The sequence below is a fragment of the Streptomyces sp. NPDC002499 genome, assembly GCF_053595415.1.
On record NZ_JBSFXO010000004.1, the window covers coordinates 142,121 to 159,694 of the forward strand.

Genomic DNA, 17,574 nt, shown 5'->3' on the forward strand with positions numbered 1-17,574 from the left:
CCGGCGGGCGGTCCCCGACCCGCGAAGGATCCCCGTGACCGCACGCTCCTCCAGGCCCGCCGGCTCGCGCGAGCAGCCGGGAACCTCATCGGTCTACGGCCGCCCGGGCGACGAGCGGATCCTGGAGAGGCTGACCACCGACGCCGACCAACGCGTGATCGCCTCCCTCGTCTTCCGGCTCGCCGCCTGGCGACGGGCCGACACCGCCCGCCCCCAGGTCCGGCACTGGGGAGTACCGGCCTTCTGCGCCTTCTGCGGCGTCCTGTCCTTCCTCAACCCCTTCAACGGCGCCCTCCTGCCCCAGCTGGCGCTCCTCCTCGCCTTCTGCGTCCCGCTCCTGTGGCGGGAACGCCGGCCCCTGCTGGTGTTCGCCCTCGTCACCGCGGCGGCGGTCGCGGCCCTCCCGCTGGGAGTGGTCTCCGGCGCCGAGACGGCCCGCGTCGTCGCCCTGTTCCACGTCGGTCGCCTCTGCACCCCGCGCCAGGTGGTCCTGGCCCTCGTCGTGACCATGGCGGTACTGGGGTGGTGGGCCGCCATCATCTGGCGGGGCGATCAGATGGTGCAGTCCTCGCGACCGGAAGTGGTCACCTTCCTGGCCATGACCGCCTTGGCGGCCGTCGCCGCGCTGGGGCTGGTCAGCAGAGTGGCCAACGCCTATATCGACGCCCTGCGCCACGAACGCGACCAGCAGGCCGACCTGGCCACCGCCCGCGAACGCGCGCGCGTCTCCCGGGAGATGCACGACATCCTGGGCCACACCCTCGCTGTCATCGTCGGCCTGGCCGACGGTGCCGCCGCCCTCGCCGCGACCAAGCCCGAACGCGGCGCCCAGACCCTGCGCATCATCAGCGAGAGCGGCCGCGACGCGCTGGCGGAACTGCGCCGGCTCCTCGCGGTCATCGGCGACGAGGACGACCGTCCGGGCGACTCCCAACTCGCCCCGCAACCACGCCTGTCCGACCTCGACGACCTGCTCGACCGGGTCCGCGCCGCCGGCCCCACGGTCACCCTGGACACCCGCGGCGCCCTCACCGCCCTGGCCCCCGGCCTCCAACTCTCCGTCTACCGCATCGTCCAGGAGGCGCTCACCAACACGGTCAAGTACGCGGCCCCCGACACCTCGGTCCAGGTGACCCTGACGGCCACCCCGGACGCCGTCCACATCACGGTCGAGGACACCGGCCCGGCCCGAAGCCCCTCGTCAACAGGCGTCCCCCGCAAGGGAGATGGCCGAGGCCTGGTCGGCATACGAGAGCGTGCCACCCTCTACGGCGGCAACGTCACCGCAGGCCCCAACACCCACGGCGGCTGGACCGTCCACGCGCTCCTCGTCCCCACTCCACAGCCCAACTCCCCGGAGAAGCACCCCTCATGACCACCGTGCTCATCGTCGACGACCAGGCCCTGCAACGCATGGGCTTCAGCATGCTCCTGGAGGCCCACGCCGACATGAACGTCGTCGGCGAGGCCGCCAACGGCAGCGAGGCGGTCCGCCTGACCGCCGAACTCCGCCCCGACGTGGTCCTGATGGACGTACGCATGCCCGGCATGGACGGCATCGAGGCCACCCGCCGCATCGTCGAGTCCGGCGGCCGCTCCCGCATCCTGGTCCTGACCACCTTCGACCTCGACGAGCACGCCTACGACGCCCTGCGGGCCGGCGCCAGCGGCTTCCTGCTCAAGGACGCCCAGCCCGACGAACTCGTCGCCGGCGTAAGGGCGGTGGCCGCCGGCGACGCCGTGATCTCCCCCGGCCTCACCCGCAAACTCATCGACGCCTTCAGCGACCGCCTCCCCGGCCACAGCCCCCGCCAACAACGCCGACTCGACGACCTCACCGCCCGCGAACGCGAGGTCCTCACGGCGATGGCCACCGGCTGGACCAACCAGGAGATCGCCGACCGACTCCACCTCGCGGAATCCACGGTCAAGTCCCACATCGGCCGGATCCTGACGAAGATCGAGGCGCGGGACAGGGTGCAGGCGGTGATCTTCGCGTACGACACCGGGTTGGTCAGGCCGGCTTGAAGGAACCGGACGGGACCTGAGGGGAGCCACCGTTTCCGGACCGTCAACTCCGCCGGGGGTCGTCCAACAGCGCCTGGCTCTGCCCGCCGAACCACGACATCCCGTACGCCTCGGCCCCGCGCGACGCCTCCCGCAACAACCGGACAGCGTGTTGCTCACTCCCCTGCCCCGCGGCCCGGCGCAGCGCACGGGCACGGGCCAGGCGGAGGCGAGCGAGTTCCGGTTGGGAGGAACGGGCCGGGACCTCCGCCTGCCGAAAGTGTTCGAGCGCAGTCTCCGGCTCCCCGGCGGCCAGGGCGAGCAACCCGCAGGCCCGGGCGGTCGGACCGAGAAGAACGGTGGGCCACCCGGCGAGCGCGATCTGCTCACCGTCGTGCGGTGAGAGATGCGCACGTAGTTGAGGAACCACCTGCGCCAACTCCCCCTCGAATCCCCCCTCCAGATCGAGCGCCGCGCAGACCTCCGCGAGGATGACGAGGGTGGGCACGGCCCAGCCGGACGGCGGAAACAGCTCGACGTCGGCGGCGCAGCCGAGGAAGAGATCAGCCCCTTCCGCGTACTGCCCGGTCTCGCACAGGGCGAGGGCGAGACCGGCGCGCCAGATCGGGAAGTAGGCGTGCCGCTCGACGTCCCCGGCCAGGTCGGAGGTGAACAGCTCGGCCAGCCGCCCCTGTTGACGCAGCAGCCAGTAGGCCTGGCCGAGCCGGGTCTGGCGCAGATTGTCGGCGGGTACGGCGAAGTCGGCACTGAGAAGCTCGGTGAATTCGAGGGACTCGCGAAAAACCCAGTCCGCGGCGGCGTCGAAGCGGCCGTGCCAGAGGTCGAGCAGGGCGTCGAGGGTGCGCTGTTGCCAGACGACGAGGGTGCTGTGGGTGTCGGCGGCGTGCTTGCGGTACTGGTTCGCGGTGGCCAGGCCGCTGAAGATCTTGCCGTTGCGCAACTGGTCGATGGCGAGGGCCATGAGCGCCTCGCCACGGAAGTAGGGCGAGTCCTGCCGGGCGGCGGCGTCGCGGAGCTGTTCGGAGAGGACGAGCGCGTCGGGAGCGGACATGAAGTCGTAGCGGGCCCACCGGCATTCGGTGAGCACTTCGCAGCGCACCTCGTCGTCGCCGACGTCGGGTAATCGGCGCAGCGTGTCCTCGGCGAGCCGCGCCCCCTCGCCGGGACCGGCCAGGCCCGCCGCGGTGTCCTGACTGACCGCCAGGGACGTCTTCTTCGCCAGGTGGGCTTCCAGACGCAGTCGCAGGCCCGCGGCCTCGATGCTGTCATCGCCCTGTAACGCGGCCAGACACCGCCGGAGCGACTGCAACAACTCACGGTCGACCTGCCCGGGATCGGACCACCGCCGAGCCATCCGGATCACGGCCTCGGCCTGCGCACGCGAATCCCCGGCGGCGCTGCGGAAGGCGGCGGTGTAGTGCCGCTCGGCGTCCCGCATCTCACCGGCGGCATGACTGAGATCACCGCGCCGCAACAACCGCCGAAACTCGGCACGGTCCTGGGCGGGAGCCGAACCCGGCTCTCTCCGGGGCGACTTGACCAGGTCGATCGTCCGCTCGCCGGAACCACGCCGACCAGCCCTCTGCTGGGTGTCGGACCCCGGCGCCGGCACCAGACCGACCAACGCCCCCTTGGCACGCAGCACTTCATCACACAACTGCGCCAGCTCCAGTGAGGCCCTGCGCCGCCCGTTCTCGACACGGCTCAGGAAGCTTCGACTGCAGTACACCTTGCCGGCCAGCTCGCTCAGCGAGAGGCCGGCCGCGATGCGGCGCCGACGCAATTCGGCACCGAATCCGTCGTGCTCGATGATCATCCCCCCAACAGCGCACCGTCCGCCACGTGTTGCCAAAATGCCACTGGCAACAGCCCACCCCTGCAGACCGGCGCGCTCACGAACGAATCTGTTGGTGCCGGAGCCTACCGGGCCCCTGTGCCTGCCCACCGGCAGAACAGGAGCACTGCCCATGACTTCGTGCAATCCCGGGGCGACGACGGCGCCCACCCACCCGTTCTGACACCGACCTGGGGGCAGGGTCAGAACGGGACCTCCGGTCCGGGGCGCGCGGGGGGCGCTCCGGGCCGGGGATCGACATGCAGGGCGGTCTCCCCATCCGGGCTCCCTGACCGCGGGAAGCTACACCCCCGCCGACATCCACTACCTGAACGCCTCCGGCCGTGAGGTCGACTCGGTCACCCCGCGTCACCACATCGGGATCACCGAGTACGACCAGTTCGGCAACACCGTGCGCAGCCTGAGCGCGGGCAACCGTGAACTGGCCCTGGGCGCCACCGCCGACCAGCGGGCCGGACCGACCGCGCTCGGCATCATCAACCTGTCCTCCGCCGAACGCGCCTAGCTGCTGTCGACCGTCACTCTCCACAACGACGCCGGCACCCGCGAACTCGAAGAGGACGGGCCGCTGCACCCGGACGCCCCGCGCTGGATCGTGGAGAACACCGCCAGCGGAGTCCTGGCCCGCAACGTCGACGGCCCCGACGGCGATCTCGTCGCCACCGGCAAGACCGGCGACCCGGTCAACATGGGCGACGGACCGGGTGATGAAGCACGGCGGCTACCGCCCGCCTTACAAGAAGGGGCCCGGCTCGATCTACAACAAGGTGCGGAAGTACCTCTCCCGCAACTAGAAGTACCTGTATTCCGCTCGACCGCCCGAGGAAAGAAAGCAAAGGCTACGAGACCGCATGAACGGACCCTCAAAGGTGTATCTGCTGTGGCACGTGCATCATCAGGCCGAAGAGGACGGCGTGGTCCGGCACTTCACGGAACCCGACGACTTCTGGTCCGACGAAGAAGCCGGTGACGACGTCAAGCATCTCGGCACCTATTCGAGCCGGGACGCCGCCCAGAGCCGCATCGAGCGCGCCCGGCTGCTTCCTGGGTTCGCCGAAGAGCCCAACTGCTTCTATGTGGAAGAGGCGGTGATCGACGAGGACCACTGGACGGAAGGCTACGTAACGGAACCCGAGGCTTCCGCGTAGCCGTCCAGGCGTTGGCGGTGCACTCCCTTCGGGCAGTGCACCGCCTCCCGGCACCGAGCTAACGCGTCGCCTGCGGCTCCTCCACCGGCATCGCGTCCTCGTCGAAGGTCATCTCCGGCGGCGCCTTCCGGAACCCCTTCGTGAGGTAGGCCAGGTAGCAGACCCCGAGAGCCAGCCAAATGAGGCCAAGCGTGCGGGCCTTGCTGTCGAGATGGACCAGCAGCCACAGATCGACGACGGCACCGACCGCGGGGATAAGGACATACGACCACACGGCCGGCCGCCGACCCGCGCGGCGCTCGCGGACGTACGTGGCGATGACGGCGAGATTGACGAAGGTGAAGGCGGTGAAGGCGCCGAAGTTGATGAAGGACGTGGACGTGGCGACGTCCAGGCGCAGCGCGATCAGGCCGACCGCGCCCGCGAGAAGGATGTTCAGCGCAGGGGTGCGGTACTTGGCGTGGATCCGCCCGAAGATCTTCCGGGGCAGTACCGAGTCACGGCCCATCGCGTAGAGCAGCCGCGACGTGCTGGCCTGCGCGGCAACCCCGGAGGCGAACTGCGCGACGATCAGACCCGCCACGAAGAGGGACGAGAACAGGTCGCCGCCGATCTCCTTCGCGATCTCGAACGCGGCGGAGCTTGGATCGGTGAACGCGTAGCCGGGGTGGGCCAGTTGCGTGGCGTACGCGACCGCGACGAAGATGCCGCCGCCGATCAGGGCGATGAGCAGGATGGCGCGGGGAATGGTGCGCTGCGGCTCGATGGTCTCCTCGGTCAGCGTGGTGACCGCGTCGAACCCGAGGAAGGAATAGGCGGCGAGGGCGGCACCGGAGGAGATGCCCGCGAGGGTGGTCGCGTCGTTGCCGAACGGCGTGGCGCTGACGAGCCCCGCCGCCCCTTGGTCCTGGAAGACGTGCCGCAGGCACAGCACGGCGAAGATCCCGACGACCAGGACCTGGAAGATCATCAGCAGGTCGTTCACGCGCTCCGCGGTCTTGATGCCTCGGATGTTGAGCGCGGTGGTGATCGTGATGAACCCGATGATCCACACCCAGAACGGAACCGACGGGTACTCGGCCTGAAGATAGGCCCCGCCGATCAGCCAGATGACCATCGGCAGGAAGAAGTAGTCCAGCAGGGTCGCCCAGCCGACGAGGAACCCGACTCTGGAGTCGATGGAACGCCGTACGTAGGTGTAGGCGGACCCGGCGACGGGGTGGGCCGCGGCCATCTTCCCGTAGCTGTGCGCGGTGAAGAGCATGGCGCCCAAGGCCAGTAGATAGGCCGTCGGTACGGAGCCGTGGGTGGTGTCCGCGACGACACCGTACGTGCCCAGCACGATGATCGGGGTCATGTAGGCCAGCCCGAAGACCACCACGGATCTCAGGGTCAGACTGCGGGCGAGGGTGGGAGCGGGGGCGGGAGCGGACATGGCGTTCCTTGCGCGACGGGGACGAGGAGGGCGGGGACGAGAAGGCCAAGGAAGGAGCGGGTCAGTCGTCGGCGGGCCGCCAGCGACGCGGGTCCATCCGGCCGTCGTACAGCGGAAGTTCGATGGGAACGTCGGCGTCGGTGAAGTGGTCCCACATGCGGTTGAGGCCGGCCGTGCCGAATGTGCGCACACGTCTTACGTCGTCCAGGTCGAGGACGTCGGTCAGCACGGTCGGCCCGGAGTCGGGCGCCTGGACACGCACGCGCCCCTCGGGATCGACCACGATGCTGCGCCCGGTGCCGATCGGGCCCGCGGTGTTGACGCTGACGACGTAGACCTGGTTGACGATGGCGTTGGCCTGGGCGATGACGAGTTCCTGGGCGCGGTCCGCCGAGGTGGTCATGACCGGGTTGACGATCACCTCTGCGCCCATCCAGGCCAGGTGACGGGCCACTTCCGGGAACCAGGCGTCGTAGCAGATCGCGAATCCGATACGTCCGCCCTCCGGGAGGTCGAGGACGACGAAGCGGTCACCGGGGGCGTGCGGCTCGTAGGGCCGCCACGGGAAGACCTTGCGGTAGTGGGCGGCGAGCTGCCCTTGCGGGGAGAAGGCGAGGGCGGTGTTGAACAGCTCGCCGGCCGCGCCGCGCTCGCACACGGTGCCCGGGAACAGCCAGACGCCCAGATCTCCCGCGAGCTCGGCCAGCAGCTTCACGCGCGGGCCGTCGAGAGGCTCCGCCGCGGCCTGAAGCAGGCTCTCGGATTCGACGGCCGGGCCGTCGACGCCGCACAGGTGCAGCTCCGGGTAGGCGATCAGCCGGGTCTGCGGGAAGCGCGCCAGCACACCCTCGACGTCGGCGGCGAATCCGGACAGGGGGTCCGTGGCCAGGCGGGGAGGGGCCTGGACCAGGGCGACGGGGAGCGGTCGGGACATACGCAGGAAATTAGCTCAAGATGAGCCCTTATACAATGGCCTCATTATGAGCACTTTTCCTGGCCGCTATCTTGAGGGCATGGTCGGCACCCCGGACGAACCCGCACCGGCGAGCACCGAGGAGATCGATCTCTCCCTCAACTCGCCCAAGCTGAAAGGCATTCGCCGACTCACGGCCCTGGACACGGTGCGCGCCCGCATCGCCATGGCGGTCGATCTCGGACTGCTCTCCCCCGGCGAGCGGCTGCCGCCGACCGACGCCATCGCCCAGGCGCTCGACGTCGGCGAGATCACCGTGCGTCGCGCGCTCAGCTCCCTCTGTGCGGACGGCGTCCTGGAGCGCAGACGCGGCCGCAAGGGCGGCACGCTGGTGGCCGAGCAGCCGACCCGGAAGGCCGTGGACGCCGCCGAGGTGTACCGCGGGCAGGCCGCCGAGGTGCACCACCTGATCGACGAACGCCTCGTCATGGAGTGCGGGATCGCCCACCTCGCGACCCGCGCCGCAACCACCGCGGACCTCGACGAACTCCACCAACTCGTCGAGGTCATGGACAAGGCGGAGAGCTGGGCGGAGTTCCACTCCTGCGACGAACGGTTCCACCTCGCCCTGGCCCGCACCACCGGCCTGGCCGAAACCGTGGACACGTACGCCACCGTCCTGCGCAGGCTCTACGCGTACTACCTCCCCTACCCCCTCACCGCCCTGCGCGAGTCCAACGACGAACACCGGGCTCTGGTCGAGGCGATGCGCGCGGGTGACGCCGCCCTGGCGGCCGACATCGCGTGCCGTCACGTACGGACACTGCACAGCACGATGTTCGTCGGACTGACGGACGGACGACCTGACGAACTGACGAACTGAGCCGCAGGGCAGCGGGGTTGGGGCGCTATCAGGTGCCGTAGACCTGGAACTCCCAGAGCGAGTAGCCGTATTGAGTGGAACGCGCGGTGCCGTACATCCGCACGTACCGCCCGGAACCGGTGACCGCCAGCGTCTGATTGCCACCGCTTCCCGCCGTGGTGGTGTAGACGGTCGTCCAGGTCACCCCGTCGGCCGAGGTCTGGATCTGGTACGAAGTCCCGTACGCGGCCTCCCAGTTGAGCCCCACCGAGCTGATGGCGTGCGTGGCGCCGAGGTCCACCTGCAGCCACTGGGGATCACTGAACGCGCTCGACCAGCGAGTACCGGTGTTGCCGTCGACCGCCATCGGAGCGGTGAAACTGGCGTTCTCCGAGGAGGAGGCGGTGGCGGGCCTGCCCTGCGACAGCAGCGTCCCCGGCCCGGGGTTCCCGCCGGTGGTCGACCCGTAGAGCCTGAACTCGTAGAGCGAGGCGCCGTATGCCGAATTCCTCCCCGTCGCATAGATCCGCACGTATCTCCCGGAGCCCGACAGCGCGGTGTCCTGGAGCAGTTGTGGACTGTTGTTGTTGGAGTAGATCGTGGTCCACGTACTGCCGTTCGCGGAGGTCTGTATCTGGTAGGCCGACGCGGCGGCCGCCTCCCAAATCACCGTCGCGTGGGTGAGGTTGTAAGTGGCCCCGAGGTCGACCTGCAACCACTGCGGGTCGTTGAACGCGCTGGACCACCGTGTACTGATGTTGCCGTCGGTGGCATTGGACGCCGGGAACGAGGCGCTCTCCGCCGACGACGCCGTGGTGGGCTTGCCCTGGGCGATGTTGGTGCCCGTGGTGCCGGCCGGCGCCTTGTTGTAGACGGCGACGTAGTCGATGTTCATCGAACCGCCGGACACGGTGGCCGCGGTGGGACCGCCGCCGTAAGCGGCCGGGAAGGCGCCGCCGATGGCCAGGTCGTAGATGATGAAGAAGCTGTGGTCGACCGCGTTGGACCAGGCGGTGGCGTCGACTTGGTTGGAGCTGAGCGTGTAGAACAGGGCCCCGTCGAGATACCACCGGATCTGCTCGGGAGAGGTGGAGCGGTCGATCTCCACGGCGTACGTGTGATACCCGGTCTGGCAGCCGGAGCAGGCGCGTTCACCGGATCCGACACCGGTGGACTCGTTGCACGGCCCGCCCGGACTGACACCGCAGTGCAGCGTCCCGAAGGTCGAACTGCGGCCGTTGATGTCCTCCATGATGTCGATCTCACCGGACCCGGGCCAGACGGTGCCGACCCGCAACGGGGAACCCAACATCCAAAACGCGGGCCAATACCCAAGACCATTAGCCGTGTTGACGTTCGGCTGCTGAATGGACGACTGCATCCGTACGACACCACCGGGCAACGCCCCGAACCCGTCCGCCTGCGTCTCGACCCGCCCCGAGGTCCACCCGGCGACGGGGTCGGAGCCCGTGTGCAGAGCCTTCAACACCAGGTGGCCGTTGCCATCCTGATAAACGTTGGCGGTGCTGTTGGTCATGGTCTCGACCTCACCGGTACCGAAGGTCCAGCCCTCACCCACGTCGTAACGCCAAGTCCCGGTGTCCAACCCGGTGTTGGCGGCACCGGAGAAGTCGTCACTCCAGGTGGTGGTGAAACCGGCGGGCGGGGCCGGTACTGCGGCGGGGGCGGCGGCCGCTGCGGGCTGCGCCGCGATGGTCGTCACCGGGGCCTGCGCGGAGGCTCCTTGGGCGGCGGGGGCACCGGCCAGCGCGACGGTCGCGAGGGCCGACACCACCGCGAGCAGGCCAACGCCGGTTCGTCGCCTGCCTCTTCGGCGCGGAAACAGCGAAAGCAGGTGCGAGCTCATGTCTCTGATGGACATCCGTGCTCCTTCCCCTTGTGGGGGGCAAGGAGGACCACTTGAACGATGCTCCGTCAGGTGGTGTCCCTGCGGGGTGGAGGTGAGAGCGCTCTCCGGAGCGTGTTCCTTTGGTCTGGTCCATGTCAAGAGACGCGGCAACGGTTACGGGACGGGGCGGGGTTGACTTGGGCGGCGGTCACTTGGAGGCCGTCAGGTTGCCGAGCCATTCAGCTGTGTCACGCAGAAGTTGACACAACAGCGCACGTGTTAGCAGTCGCACGCCCCCTTCACTCCAACACCCTCTTACGAGTCACACAAAGCGCTGATATTACAGACTTCTGCACGAGGGGGATGAAAGTGACAAGCACCAACATAGGCTCCGATGACGACACCACGAGCAACGAACCGCAGGGCGAGGGAGGCAGGAGCGCCAACAGGACCAGGATCCTGATCGCGTCCATCAGCGCGCTGGCGGCCGTAGGCGCCGCGACCGCCGGAGCCTTGTTCGCTCATGACGGTGACACCAAGGATCAGCCGACCGGCTCTTCGATCTCCACACAGGTCTCGCCCGAGCTCAAAACCGAAGACCCGTGCGATCTGCAACGGCTCGCCGACTCGTGGAATCAGCCGCCGTCACAGCGCTACAACGAGACGCTCTTCGCGAACCACGAGGCGCCCCGCGTCTACACGCAGGTGGGCGGCCCCGCAAGAAGCCCCGAAATCAGCGTCAAGGGGCAGATGGGCCTCAACATCCCGGCAGGCCAGGTCCTCTATCTCGTCACCCGGCCCGACCCCGATTCGAAAGACGAGTTTGGACACCCGGGAAACGGCCGCTTCTATCCGGGCACACCCGTCAGCCCCACGTCCAGCGGCTGCTGGGAGGACGACAACCACCCGGTCGGTTATCCCGGCGTCGAGGGAATCAGCGAGACCTACCTGCTCGTCCTCGTCGGTTCCGACCAGGCCGCGAAGTTCCCGGCCGACCGCAAGGCGAAGGACTGGGACGGGTACAGCGCGGACGACTGGCGTGCGATCACCAAGATCGACGTCATGAACTTCCACGTCTCAACGGCCTAGTGGATCCGGGGCTGCGCGACTGCGGAAAACATAGAGCAGCAGACGAGTCAGGCTGTACGCCGGGGTCTTCGTCACTGCCGGGCCAGACGGTCTGCTCGCTGCGCTCGAAGATGTCCGAGTCCGCGCCCAATCGAGCTGCCTTCGGATACTGCAGACGAACCCGACGGTGATCGTGTAGACCGCGAGCATTGACGGCTGGGCGGGCGGCACCTGCGCGTTGTCGGCAGGGAGACGCGATCCGTTCCCGACTCGCCGCACGCGGCCTCAAGCGGTCTCGTCCGCCGCCCGAGCTCCCAAGCGCTTGTCGCTCAGCCTCGAACGAAGGTGGTTGAGGAAGGCGCCTCGGCGTCACGCGATGAAGAGCAGTCCGTGGCCGTCACATTCGATCTCTCTCAGCCCGCTCACGCCGAACTCGGTGGCGCTCTGCAAATATGCCGCTCCGGCCTGCCGATTCACGTGTTCGTGAGGCAGTTCCTGACTCCACTGCTTCAATTCCACCGCGACGTATGACGGTTCGCCCCAGACCGGGTGCACTCCACTGAAGCGCCAAGTGTGATCTGCCTACTTCAGAAACCCGCTGACGCACGGGAGTTACACCGCGATCGTGGAATCGGCGTATGCCGCCCGCACCATCCGCCCCTGCTCCGCCTCCGTCACCGATCGCGCACCTCGGACGCCCACGTACCCGCCTTGTGAACTTCCGGTCCCTCTACGTGTGTGGCACCGGCCGTGTACAGGAGCCACAGCAGCTCAAGGGAGCCGAAGAAGGATTCCCCCCAGCTGTCGACCCAGACGCGGAGCCGCGACGGCCCCACCTGGACGATGTCCCAGAACTCCCAGCCGCGAGAATCCTCTTCCGGGTCGAACCGATAGATCCAGTTCTGCAAGGACCAAGGACCTCCACCGCTACGGTCCACATACGCGGTGCGGCCGCGTCGGGCGAATTCCTGTGGCGGAATCTCACCGTCCCGGACGGAGACCGTCTTGAACCAGTCGGGGAACTCGTCCGTCGGCAGGTCTTCGTCGCCGAACTCCGCCGTACAGGCCAGGTGGAGGGCGGCCGACAGGACGCGACGTACGCGTAGCGCGTACGCCTCGGAGGTCCCCTCGAGTACATCGACGGTGAAAGCGGCCAGAACCGGCGGAGCCGACTCGATCGCGGGGCGCTGCCGAACTCGGTCCAGTTCGGCAGCGACACTCTCCTCGCTGTGGATCATCGCAGGATCCTATCCTTCCTGTTCGACACGTCCGGAACCCTTGACGATGTTGTCGCGGAGTTCGTTGAGGAGCTTGGCCGGGACTCCGTAGAGATCCTTCCCCTTGGTCGGATCGGAGATTTCCGGGTACTCCTGGAGCAGTCCTTTCCATTCCGTGCGCGTGAAGGCGTCACCGTCAGGATGATCATCCTTGTTCTGCGGCAGAGCGGATTCACGGACCTTGAGCAAGTAGTCTTCGGAGATCTTGAAGGAGACGATCTGGCCGCCGTTACCCCGGTATTCCAACGTGTGATTGATATTGCCGCTCATGTTCAGATAGAGCTTGCCTTTACCGGTGATCGTCACCTCGCCGTTCTCACCGATGTGAATCCGCTGGCTCAGTGGGTGGTCGGTCTGTTTGCGGTAGACCGAGATCAGGTCCTCGCCGCACTCTTCGAGACCGAGTGGGTCGGTCCTGGTGTACGGGTTGTGGACGTAGGTGTTGGGGTTGGGAGCGGGGGCGAGACCGAGGGGATCAGGGGTGACGTAGCGAGCGGCTTCGGGGTCGTAGTGGCGGAAGTAGTTGTAATGCAGGCCGGTTTCGGGATCGTTGTACTGCCCGGGGAAGCGAAGGGGAGTGTAGGCGGTCGCATCGCTGGTCCAGGTTGTGGCGCCCCAGAGGGTGCTGCGGGCGCGCCAGGCGATGTCCCCTTGTTCGTCGACGAGTTCACGGGGAGAACCGACGAGGTCCGTGACGATCGCGAAGAAACGGGAGTCGATCTCCTGCTGGGGTGCGTCGGCCACGGTGATGCGTTCGGTCTGGGCGATGGGTCTGAGGCCCTGGTGGTCCCAGGTGAGGGTGACGGGGTTGGGGAGGTCCGCGGATCGCGTGGTCTGTTCGCAGAGTGTCGCGCCGTCCCAAGTGAAGTCGACGTGCTCCGCGACGGTTTCGCCATCCGTTGCGAGGCGGAGTTTGGCGGTGCGGCGGCCCAGGGGGTCGTAGGTGTAGCGCCAGCGGGTGCCGTCGGGGGTGGTGACCTGGGTGAGGCGGTCTTCCGTGTCCCATTGGTAGTGCCAGGTGTCGGGTTTGCGGGACAGGCGGGTCTTCTGGCGCAGGGTGATGCGGCCGAGGGCGTCGTGTTCATAACGGACGTTGCCCGCGCGGGTGATCCGGGTGCCCGTGTAGGTGCGGGCGCCCGTGGCCTCGTGGCCGGGGTGTTGGGCGGGCCAGGTGGCGTGTGTCTGGTTGCCGGCGCTGTCGTAGGCGTAGGTCTCGGTCCAGTCGTGGGCGTGGACTGCGGTGACGCGGCCGGTCGGATCGAGGTCGAAGTGGCGGGTGCCGTTGAGCTGATCGTCGATGCTGGTCACATAGCCGTCGGCGCGGTAACTGTAGGCCCGGCGCTGTAGCGTGCGGCCATCCTCTCGGGTCACCGACTGCGTGGTCAGGCGGCCCACGGCGTCGAAGCCGTGTTCAAGGGTGGCTGTCCCGGCGATGCGGCGCGTCAGTTCCCGGCCTGCTTCGTCGTAGGAGAAGTCGATGCTGCGGCCGGAGACCTGCATCCCGGTGGAGCGGCCGGTGGCGTCGTAGGACCAGGTGGTGGTGGCCCCGGTGGGGGTGGTGCGGCTGGTCCGGCGGCCCAGGATGTCGTAGGTGTTGGTCTGAGTGCGGCCGTTGACCGTCTCCGAGCTCAGGCGCCCATGACGGTCGTTGAGCAGCATGAGGGTGGTGCCGTCCGGACCGGTGGCCCTGGCGAGCTGATCGGTCAGGTCGTAGGCGTAGGTGGTCTCCTGGCCGGCCACGTCCTTGAGGGTTGTCCGGCCCAGCTCGTCACGTTCGAAGCGGATCGTCTCGCCGAGCACGTTGGCGCGGCTGATGAGCTGGCCCGCCGCATCGTAGGTGTAGGTCAGGGTGCGGCCGTCGAAATCCGTCTCCGTGACCAGCCGTCCGGCGGCGTCGTGCTCGTATCTCCAGGTCAGACCCTGGGGGTTGGTGACCCCGATCAGGCGCAACTCGGTGTCGTAGGCGAAGGTGTACCGAACGCCGTCCGGGCCGGTACGCGCCGACAACAGGTCGAAGTACGTGTACTCGAAGCGGGAGACGGCGCCCAGGGCATCGGTGTGGCCGGTGCGGTTTCCCTCGTCGTCATAGGTCCACGACTCGGTGGTGCCGTCCGCGGCGGTGCTGCGAGCCAACTTCCCCTCGACGGTCCACTCGAGGCGAGTCACGTGGTCGAGCGGGTCGGTGAGTGCGACGGGACGGCCGAAGGCGTCCAGCGTGTGCCGGGTCGAAGCTCCGCCCGGGTCGGTGATGAGTTCGGGAACTCCGGCGGCGTCGGACTGGATGCGGGTGGTGTGGCCGAGTGCGTCGGTGACGCTGGTGAGGCGGCCGGCGCGGTCGTAGGCGGACTTCCTCACGGCTCCCGTCGGGGCTGTGGAGGAGGTCAGGTTTCCGCGCTCGTCGTATGCGCAGTCCCACTGCCTGCCGTCCGTGGCGATGACGGTCACCGGCAGCCCGAGCGTGCCGTAGACGACTTGAGTCGTCCGGCCGTCCGGTCGAGTGGCGGAAACAACCCGTCCGTTCTCGTCCCGTTCGTAGCGGATGGTGCGGCCGAGCGGGTCTGTCACCGCGACGAGTTGGAGGTCCTCGTCCCACTCCTGGCGGGTGGCGTTGCCGAGCGGGTCCGCTTCACGGATCAGGCGCAGCGCCTCGTTGTGTTCATAGGTACGGACGTGGCCGAGGGAGTCGGTGACGCGGGTCGTGCGTGATTCCTCGTCGTAGGCGAGGGTGGAGGCGAGGGCGCCCGCGGTGCCGCCGGTGGCGGTGACTCGGCCTCGGTCGTCGTACCGGTACCAGTAGGTCGTGTTGTTGCGGTCGGTCCAGGAGGTGATGCGGCCTTCGGGGTCGTAGGTGTAACGCCGGGGCACGCCGGAGGAGTTGGTCTCCTCGGTGAGGTGGCCGTGTTCCCCGTAACCGAAGGTGACCAGGGTGGTGCCGGGCCGGTCCGGGTGGGCGGGGTCGGTCAGACGCAGACCGGTGATGCGGGAGCGGGCGGGGTCGTGGTCGAGGGCGATGCGGTAGCCGCCGGAGTGAACGACGGCTCCTGGGATGTCGCCCGTCTTGTACTCGATGGTGACGCGGTTGCCGTTGCGGTCCTGGATGTACTGCAACGGCAGGTCGACGGCCGTGTCGTCGGCCGCGGGCACTGGGCTGTGGAAGACGTGGTCCAGGCCCGTGTCGGGGTCGTGGACGCGGATACCGCCGTCGATCTCGGTGTCCCAGGACAGCAGCAGGCGTGAGCCGGGGGTGTCCGGTCGGACGGGTTCGCCGGTGTCGGGGTCGGGGACCGGGAAGCAGAGACGTGCGCCGTCCGCGGCCGCGTAGACGAAGCCCTCGTCGTCGGCCTGGACGCGCTGGTCGAGGGTGGAGGCCCAGGTGGGACCGAACCAGCCGCCATGGCGGTAGGACGATACGTGCGTGCGCTCCAGGACCAACGGCAGCACGCCCGGAAGGATCACGTCGGTGCGGGGCAGGGCCATGTCGCCGGTGGCCACGTCGATCGGGTCCCGCACAAACGTCTTGACCATGTTGCGGACCGAAGCGGGCAGCTTGTTGAAGCCCGGGTTCAGCTTCAGCCGTTCGAACGCGGCGCAGTCCAACCCCATCGACTTGCCGAGCCTTGCCAGCGCCGCCGGCCCCAGCGCCTTCAACCCCTTGCCCAGCGCCTTGCCCAGCACCCCGAATCCGACGCCCATCACCGCGCCCTCGGCGAGGATGCCGGCCAGTTTCTCCGGGTCCTTGAACGCGCCCGGGTCCTCCAGCAGCGTGGTGAACGCGGAGAAGGCCGCGCCTTGCTTGGCCAGCTTGGCGACCTCGGCGACCCCGCGGATCTCCTTGAGCGCCTTTAGCGCCCGCTCCACCCCCCGGATGACCTCCATGATCCCGCGCACGGCGGTCCCGAGGGCTGTGCCCTCCTCCTCGATCCGCCCGACCAGCGCCAGCACCTTCAGGGCCCGCTCGCCGGCCAGCAGCGTCGAGGCAACCTCCGAGGCACCCGCGGTCAGCACCGACAACGCCAGTCCCGCGATCTCGAACTCAGCGATCTCCGCCAGCATCACGCCGATCTCGGACAGCAACTCGTGTGCCTTGTCCGCGAAGTCGTCAAGCGCCTTGGCACCCTCACGCAGCGCGTGCGCCATCTCCGTGGCCTGCTTACGGGCCGCCTTGGAACGCTTGTCGAACGCCTTGGCGGTCTTGCCCTCCCACTCCACGCCCCGCAGCGCCCGCTCGGCCGCGGCCGCGGCGTCGTCCAGTCCCGAGGCCAGGCTCCGCCACTTCTTCGCGATCTCCCGCACCCCGTCCGGATCCACCGCCGGATCCGAGATGCCCAGGAACTCAAGACCACTGGCGACCGAGTCGCCGAACATGTGGTTGAACTTGCTGATGTAGTGCAAAGGGTTGAGGTCGACCACGCCCGGTCAGTCCTTCTCGCCCTGGGCCGCGGCCGCGATCAGCACATCAAGCAGATCGAACGCGTCGGAGACCTCGCCCATCAGCTTCGCCTCTACGTCCCATTCCTCGCCCAGTTGCTTGGTGAGCTTGGCCAGGGTGGTCATGCCCTGCTCTATCTCGCCCTTCGCCCCCAGCAATGAGCCAAGTGCTCCCAGCGCGCCCAGGTCATGGCTCTGCGCCTGGAACTGCTGCAACGGCTTCGCCGTGTGCTGCCCCACGCCACGCAGCCCCGAGGCCGCCTTGTGCATGGACGCAGCTTCCTTCTTCAGATCCGACATGCCGTCCACCCCCGTACTTCACTCTGTGCACATGCCAACCGAAGAGGCTACGGAGGGCGTCTATGTGGGAGGTATGGGCAGCATCAAGGGAAGGCAAAGATCGACAAGTGCGCCTGGGCTGTAGTCGTGGCACTCCACGTCTCTCGCGACTGCGGCCGCACAGGGCGGTCTCCCGCAGCGGCCGCGCGGCAACTCATCTCGGTCTGTGGGGTAGCGCGCTCCCCCCAGGGATCCGCATCGTGGCCACGTACTCCCGCCGAGCAGAGACCATTCAAGACCCGAGGGACTTTCCGCTGACTTTCAGCCCTGTCCGAGGGACTTTCCGCCGCCCGGCGCGGCAAACCCCCGATAGACTGGAAAGGGCCTCCGGCACAGATCAAAGGCCCCTTTCAAGGAAGGGCTGCATGTAGC

The 17,574-nt window shown here is 68.2% G+C and carries 12 protein-coding genes and 1 pseudogene; 5 read left to right on the plus strand and 8 right to left on the minus strand.

What is annotated here, in order from left to right; translation table 11 throughout:
- The first annotated feature begins 34 nt into the window (after window positions 1-34).
- The gene (locus ACWD5F_RS11660; protein ID WP_451253398.1) at window positions 35-1,375 is read left to right on the plus strand and encodes a sensor histidine kinase; all 1,341 of its coding nucleotides are present in this window, start codon (window positions 35-37) and stop codon (window positions 1,373-1,375) included.
- Window positions 1,372-2,028: a response regulator gene (locus tag ACWD5F_RS11665; protein WP_451253400.1), complete on the plus strand. Its 657-nt coding sequence runs from the start codon at window positions 1,372-1,374 to the stop codon at window positions 2,026-2,028. The genes ACWD5F_RS11660 and ACWD5F_RS11665 overlap by 4 nt, the downstream gene beginning before the upstream one ends.
- A 43-nt stretch (window positions 2,029-2,071) precedes the next feature.
- Here the strand turns inward: ACWD5F_RS11665 and ACWD5F_RS11670 are convergent, their stop codons facing one another.
- The gene (locus ACWD5F_RS11670) at window positions 2,072-3,844 is read right to left on the minus strand and encodes a helix-turn-helix domain-containing protein (protein ID WP_451253402.1); all 1,773 of its coding nucleotides are present in this window, start codon (window positions 3,842-3,844) and stop codon (window positions 2,072-2,074) included.
- An 890-nt stretch (window positions 3,845-4,734) separates the two neighbouring features.
- Between ACWD5F_RS11670 and ACWD5F_RS11675 the strand changes: the two genes are divergently transcribed.
- Entirely contained in the window at window positions 4,735-5,031 is a 297-nt protein-coding gene (locus ACWD5F_RS11675) for a hypothetical protein (RefSeq protein WP_451253404.1), read from the plus strand.
- Between the two features lie 58 nt (window positions 5,032-5,089).
- Here ACWD5F_RS11675 and ACWD5F_RS11680 read toward each other — a convergent pair whose 3' ends face one another.
- On the minus strand, window positions 5,090-6,466 hold the full coding sequence (locus ACWD5F_RS11680; protein ID WP_451253406.1) for an APC family permease: 1,377 nt from the start codon (window positions 6,464-6,466) through the stop codon (window positions 5,090-5,092).
- Between the two features lie 61 nt (window positions 6,467-6,527).
- Window positions 6,528-7,400 (minus strand): carbon-nitrogen hydrolase family protein, encoded by an 873-nt coding sequence (locus ACWD5F_RS11685; protein ID WP_451253408.1) that lies wholly within the window; start codon window positions 7,398-7,400, stop codon window positions 6,528-6,530.
- Between the two features lie 46 nt (window positions 7,401-7,446).
- On the opposite strand from ACWD5F_RS11685, the gene ACWD5F_RS11690 reads away from it, so the two are divergent.
- Complete coding sequence (locus ACWD5F_RS11690) at window positions 7,447-8,262, plus strand: FadR/GntR family transcriptional regulator (RefSeq protein ID WP_451253410.1); 816 nt, start codon at window positions 7,447-7,449, stop codon at window positions 8,260-8,262.
- Window positions 8,263-8,290: 28 nt separating this feature from the next.
- Here ACWD5F_RS11690 and ACWD5F_RS11695 read toward each other — a convergent pair whose 3' ends face one another.
- A complete protein-coding gene (locus ACWD5F_RS11695) occupies window positions 8,291-10,123 on the minus strand; it encodes a discoidin domain-containing protein (RefSeq protein ID WP_451253411.1) in 1,833 nt (610 codons plus the stop codon).
- A 336-nt stretch (window positions 10,124-10,459) separates the two neighbouring features.
- Here ACWD5F_RS11695 and ACWD5F_RS11700 point away from each other — a divergent pair, with 336 nt between their 5' ends.
- Window positions 10,460-11,179 (plus strand): hypothetical protein, encoded by a 720-nt coding sequence (locus ACWD5F_RS11700; protein ID WP_451253413.1) that lies wholly within the window; start codon window positions 10,460-10,462, stop codon window positions 11,177-11,179.
- A 273-nt stretch (window positions 11,180-11,452) separates the two neighbouring features.
- Here the strand turns inward: ACWD5F_RS11700 and ACWD5F_RS11705 are convergent.
- The 4 genes and pseudogenes from ACWD5F_RS11705 to ACWD5F_RS11720 all read right to left on the minus strand — a co-directional run.
- Window positions 11,453-11,719, minus strand: a pseudogene (locus ACWD5F_RS11705) (ATP-binding protein); the annotation flags it as partial.
- A 113-nt stretch (window positions 11,720-11,832) separates the two neighbouring features.
- Complete coding sequence (locus tag ACWD5F_RS11710) at window positions 11,833-12,396, minus strand: hypothetical protein (protein ID WP_451253415.1); 564 nt, start codon at window positions 12,394-12,396, stop codon at window positions 11,833-11,835.
- 9 nt (window positions 12,397-12,405) lie between these two features.
- Entirely contained in the window at window positions 12,406-16,845 is a 4,440-nt protein-coding gene (locus ACWD5F_RS11715) for a DUF6531 domain-containing protein (RefSeq protein ID WP_451253417.1), read from the minus strand.
- A gap of 6 nt (window positions 16,846-16,851) precedes the next feature.
- Window positions 16,852-17,163, minus strand: a complete 312-nt coding sequence (locus ACWD5F_RS11720; RefSeq protein WP_451253419.1) for a hypothetical protein — start codon at window positions 17,161-17,163, stop codon at window positions 16,852-16,854.
- Between the last annotated feature and the right edge of the window lie 411 nt (window positions 17,164-17,574).

Coding starts and splice junctions, on each gene's coding strand:
- ACWD5F_RS11710 (WP_451253415.1), bottom strand. CDS start 12,396: ATGATCCACAGCGAGGAGAGTGTCGCTGCCGAACTGGACCGAGTTCGG.
- ACWD5F_RS11695 (WP_451253411.1), bottom strand. CDS start 10,123: ATGTCCATCAGAGACATGAGCTCGCACCTGCTTTCGCTGTTTCCGCGC.
- ACWD5F_RS11685 (WP_451253408.1), bottom strand. CDS start 7,400: ATGTCCCGACCGCTCCCCGTCGCCCTGGTCCAGGCCCCTCCCCGCCTG.
- ACWD5F_RS11665 (WP_451253400.1), top strand. CDS start 1,372: ATGACCACCGTGCTCATCGTCGACGACCAGGCCCTGCAACGCATGGGC.
- ACWD5F_RS11670 (WP_451253402.1), bottom strand. CDS start 3,844: ATGATCATCGAGCACGACGGATTCGGTGCCGAATTGCGTCGGCGCCGC.
- ACWD5F_RS11680 (WP_451253406.1), bottom strand. CDS start 6,466: ATGTCCGCTCCCGCCCCCGCTCCCACCCTCGCCCGCAGTCTGACCCTG.
- ACWD5F_RS11690 (WP_451253410.1), top strand. CDS start 7,447: ATGAGCACTTTTCCTGGCCGCTATCTTGAGGGCATGGTCGGCACCCCG.
- ACWD5F_RS11720 (WP_451253419.1), bottom strand. CDS start 17,163: ATGTCGGATCTGAAGAAGGAAGCTGCGTCCATGCACAAGGCGGCCTCG.
- ACWD5F_RS11675 (WP_451253404.1), top strand. CDS start 4,735: ATGAACGGACCCTCAAAGGTGTATCTGCTGTGGCACGTGCATCATCAG.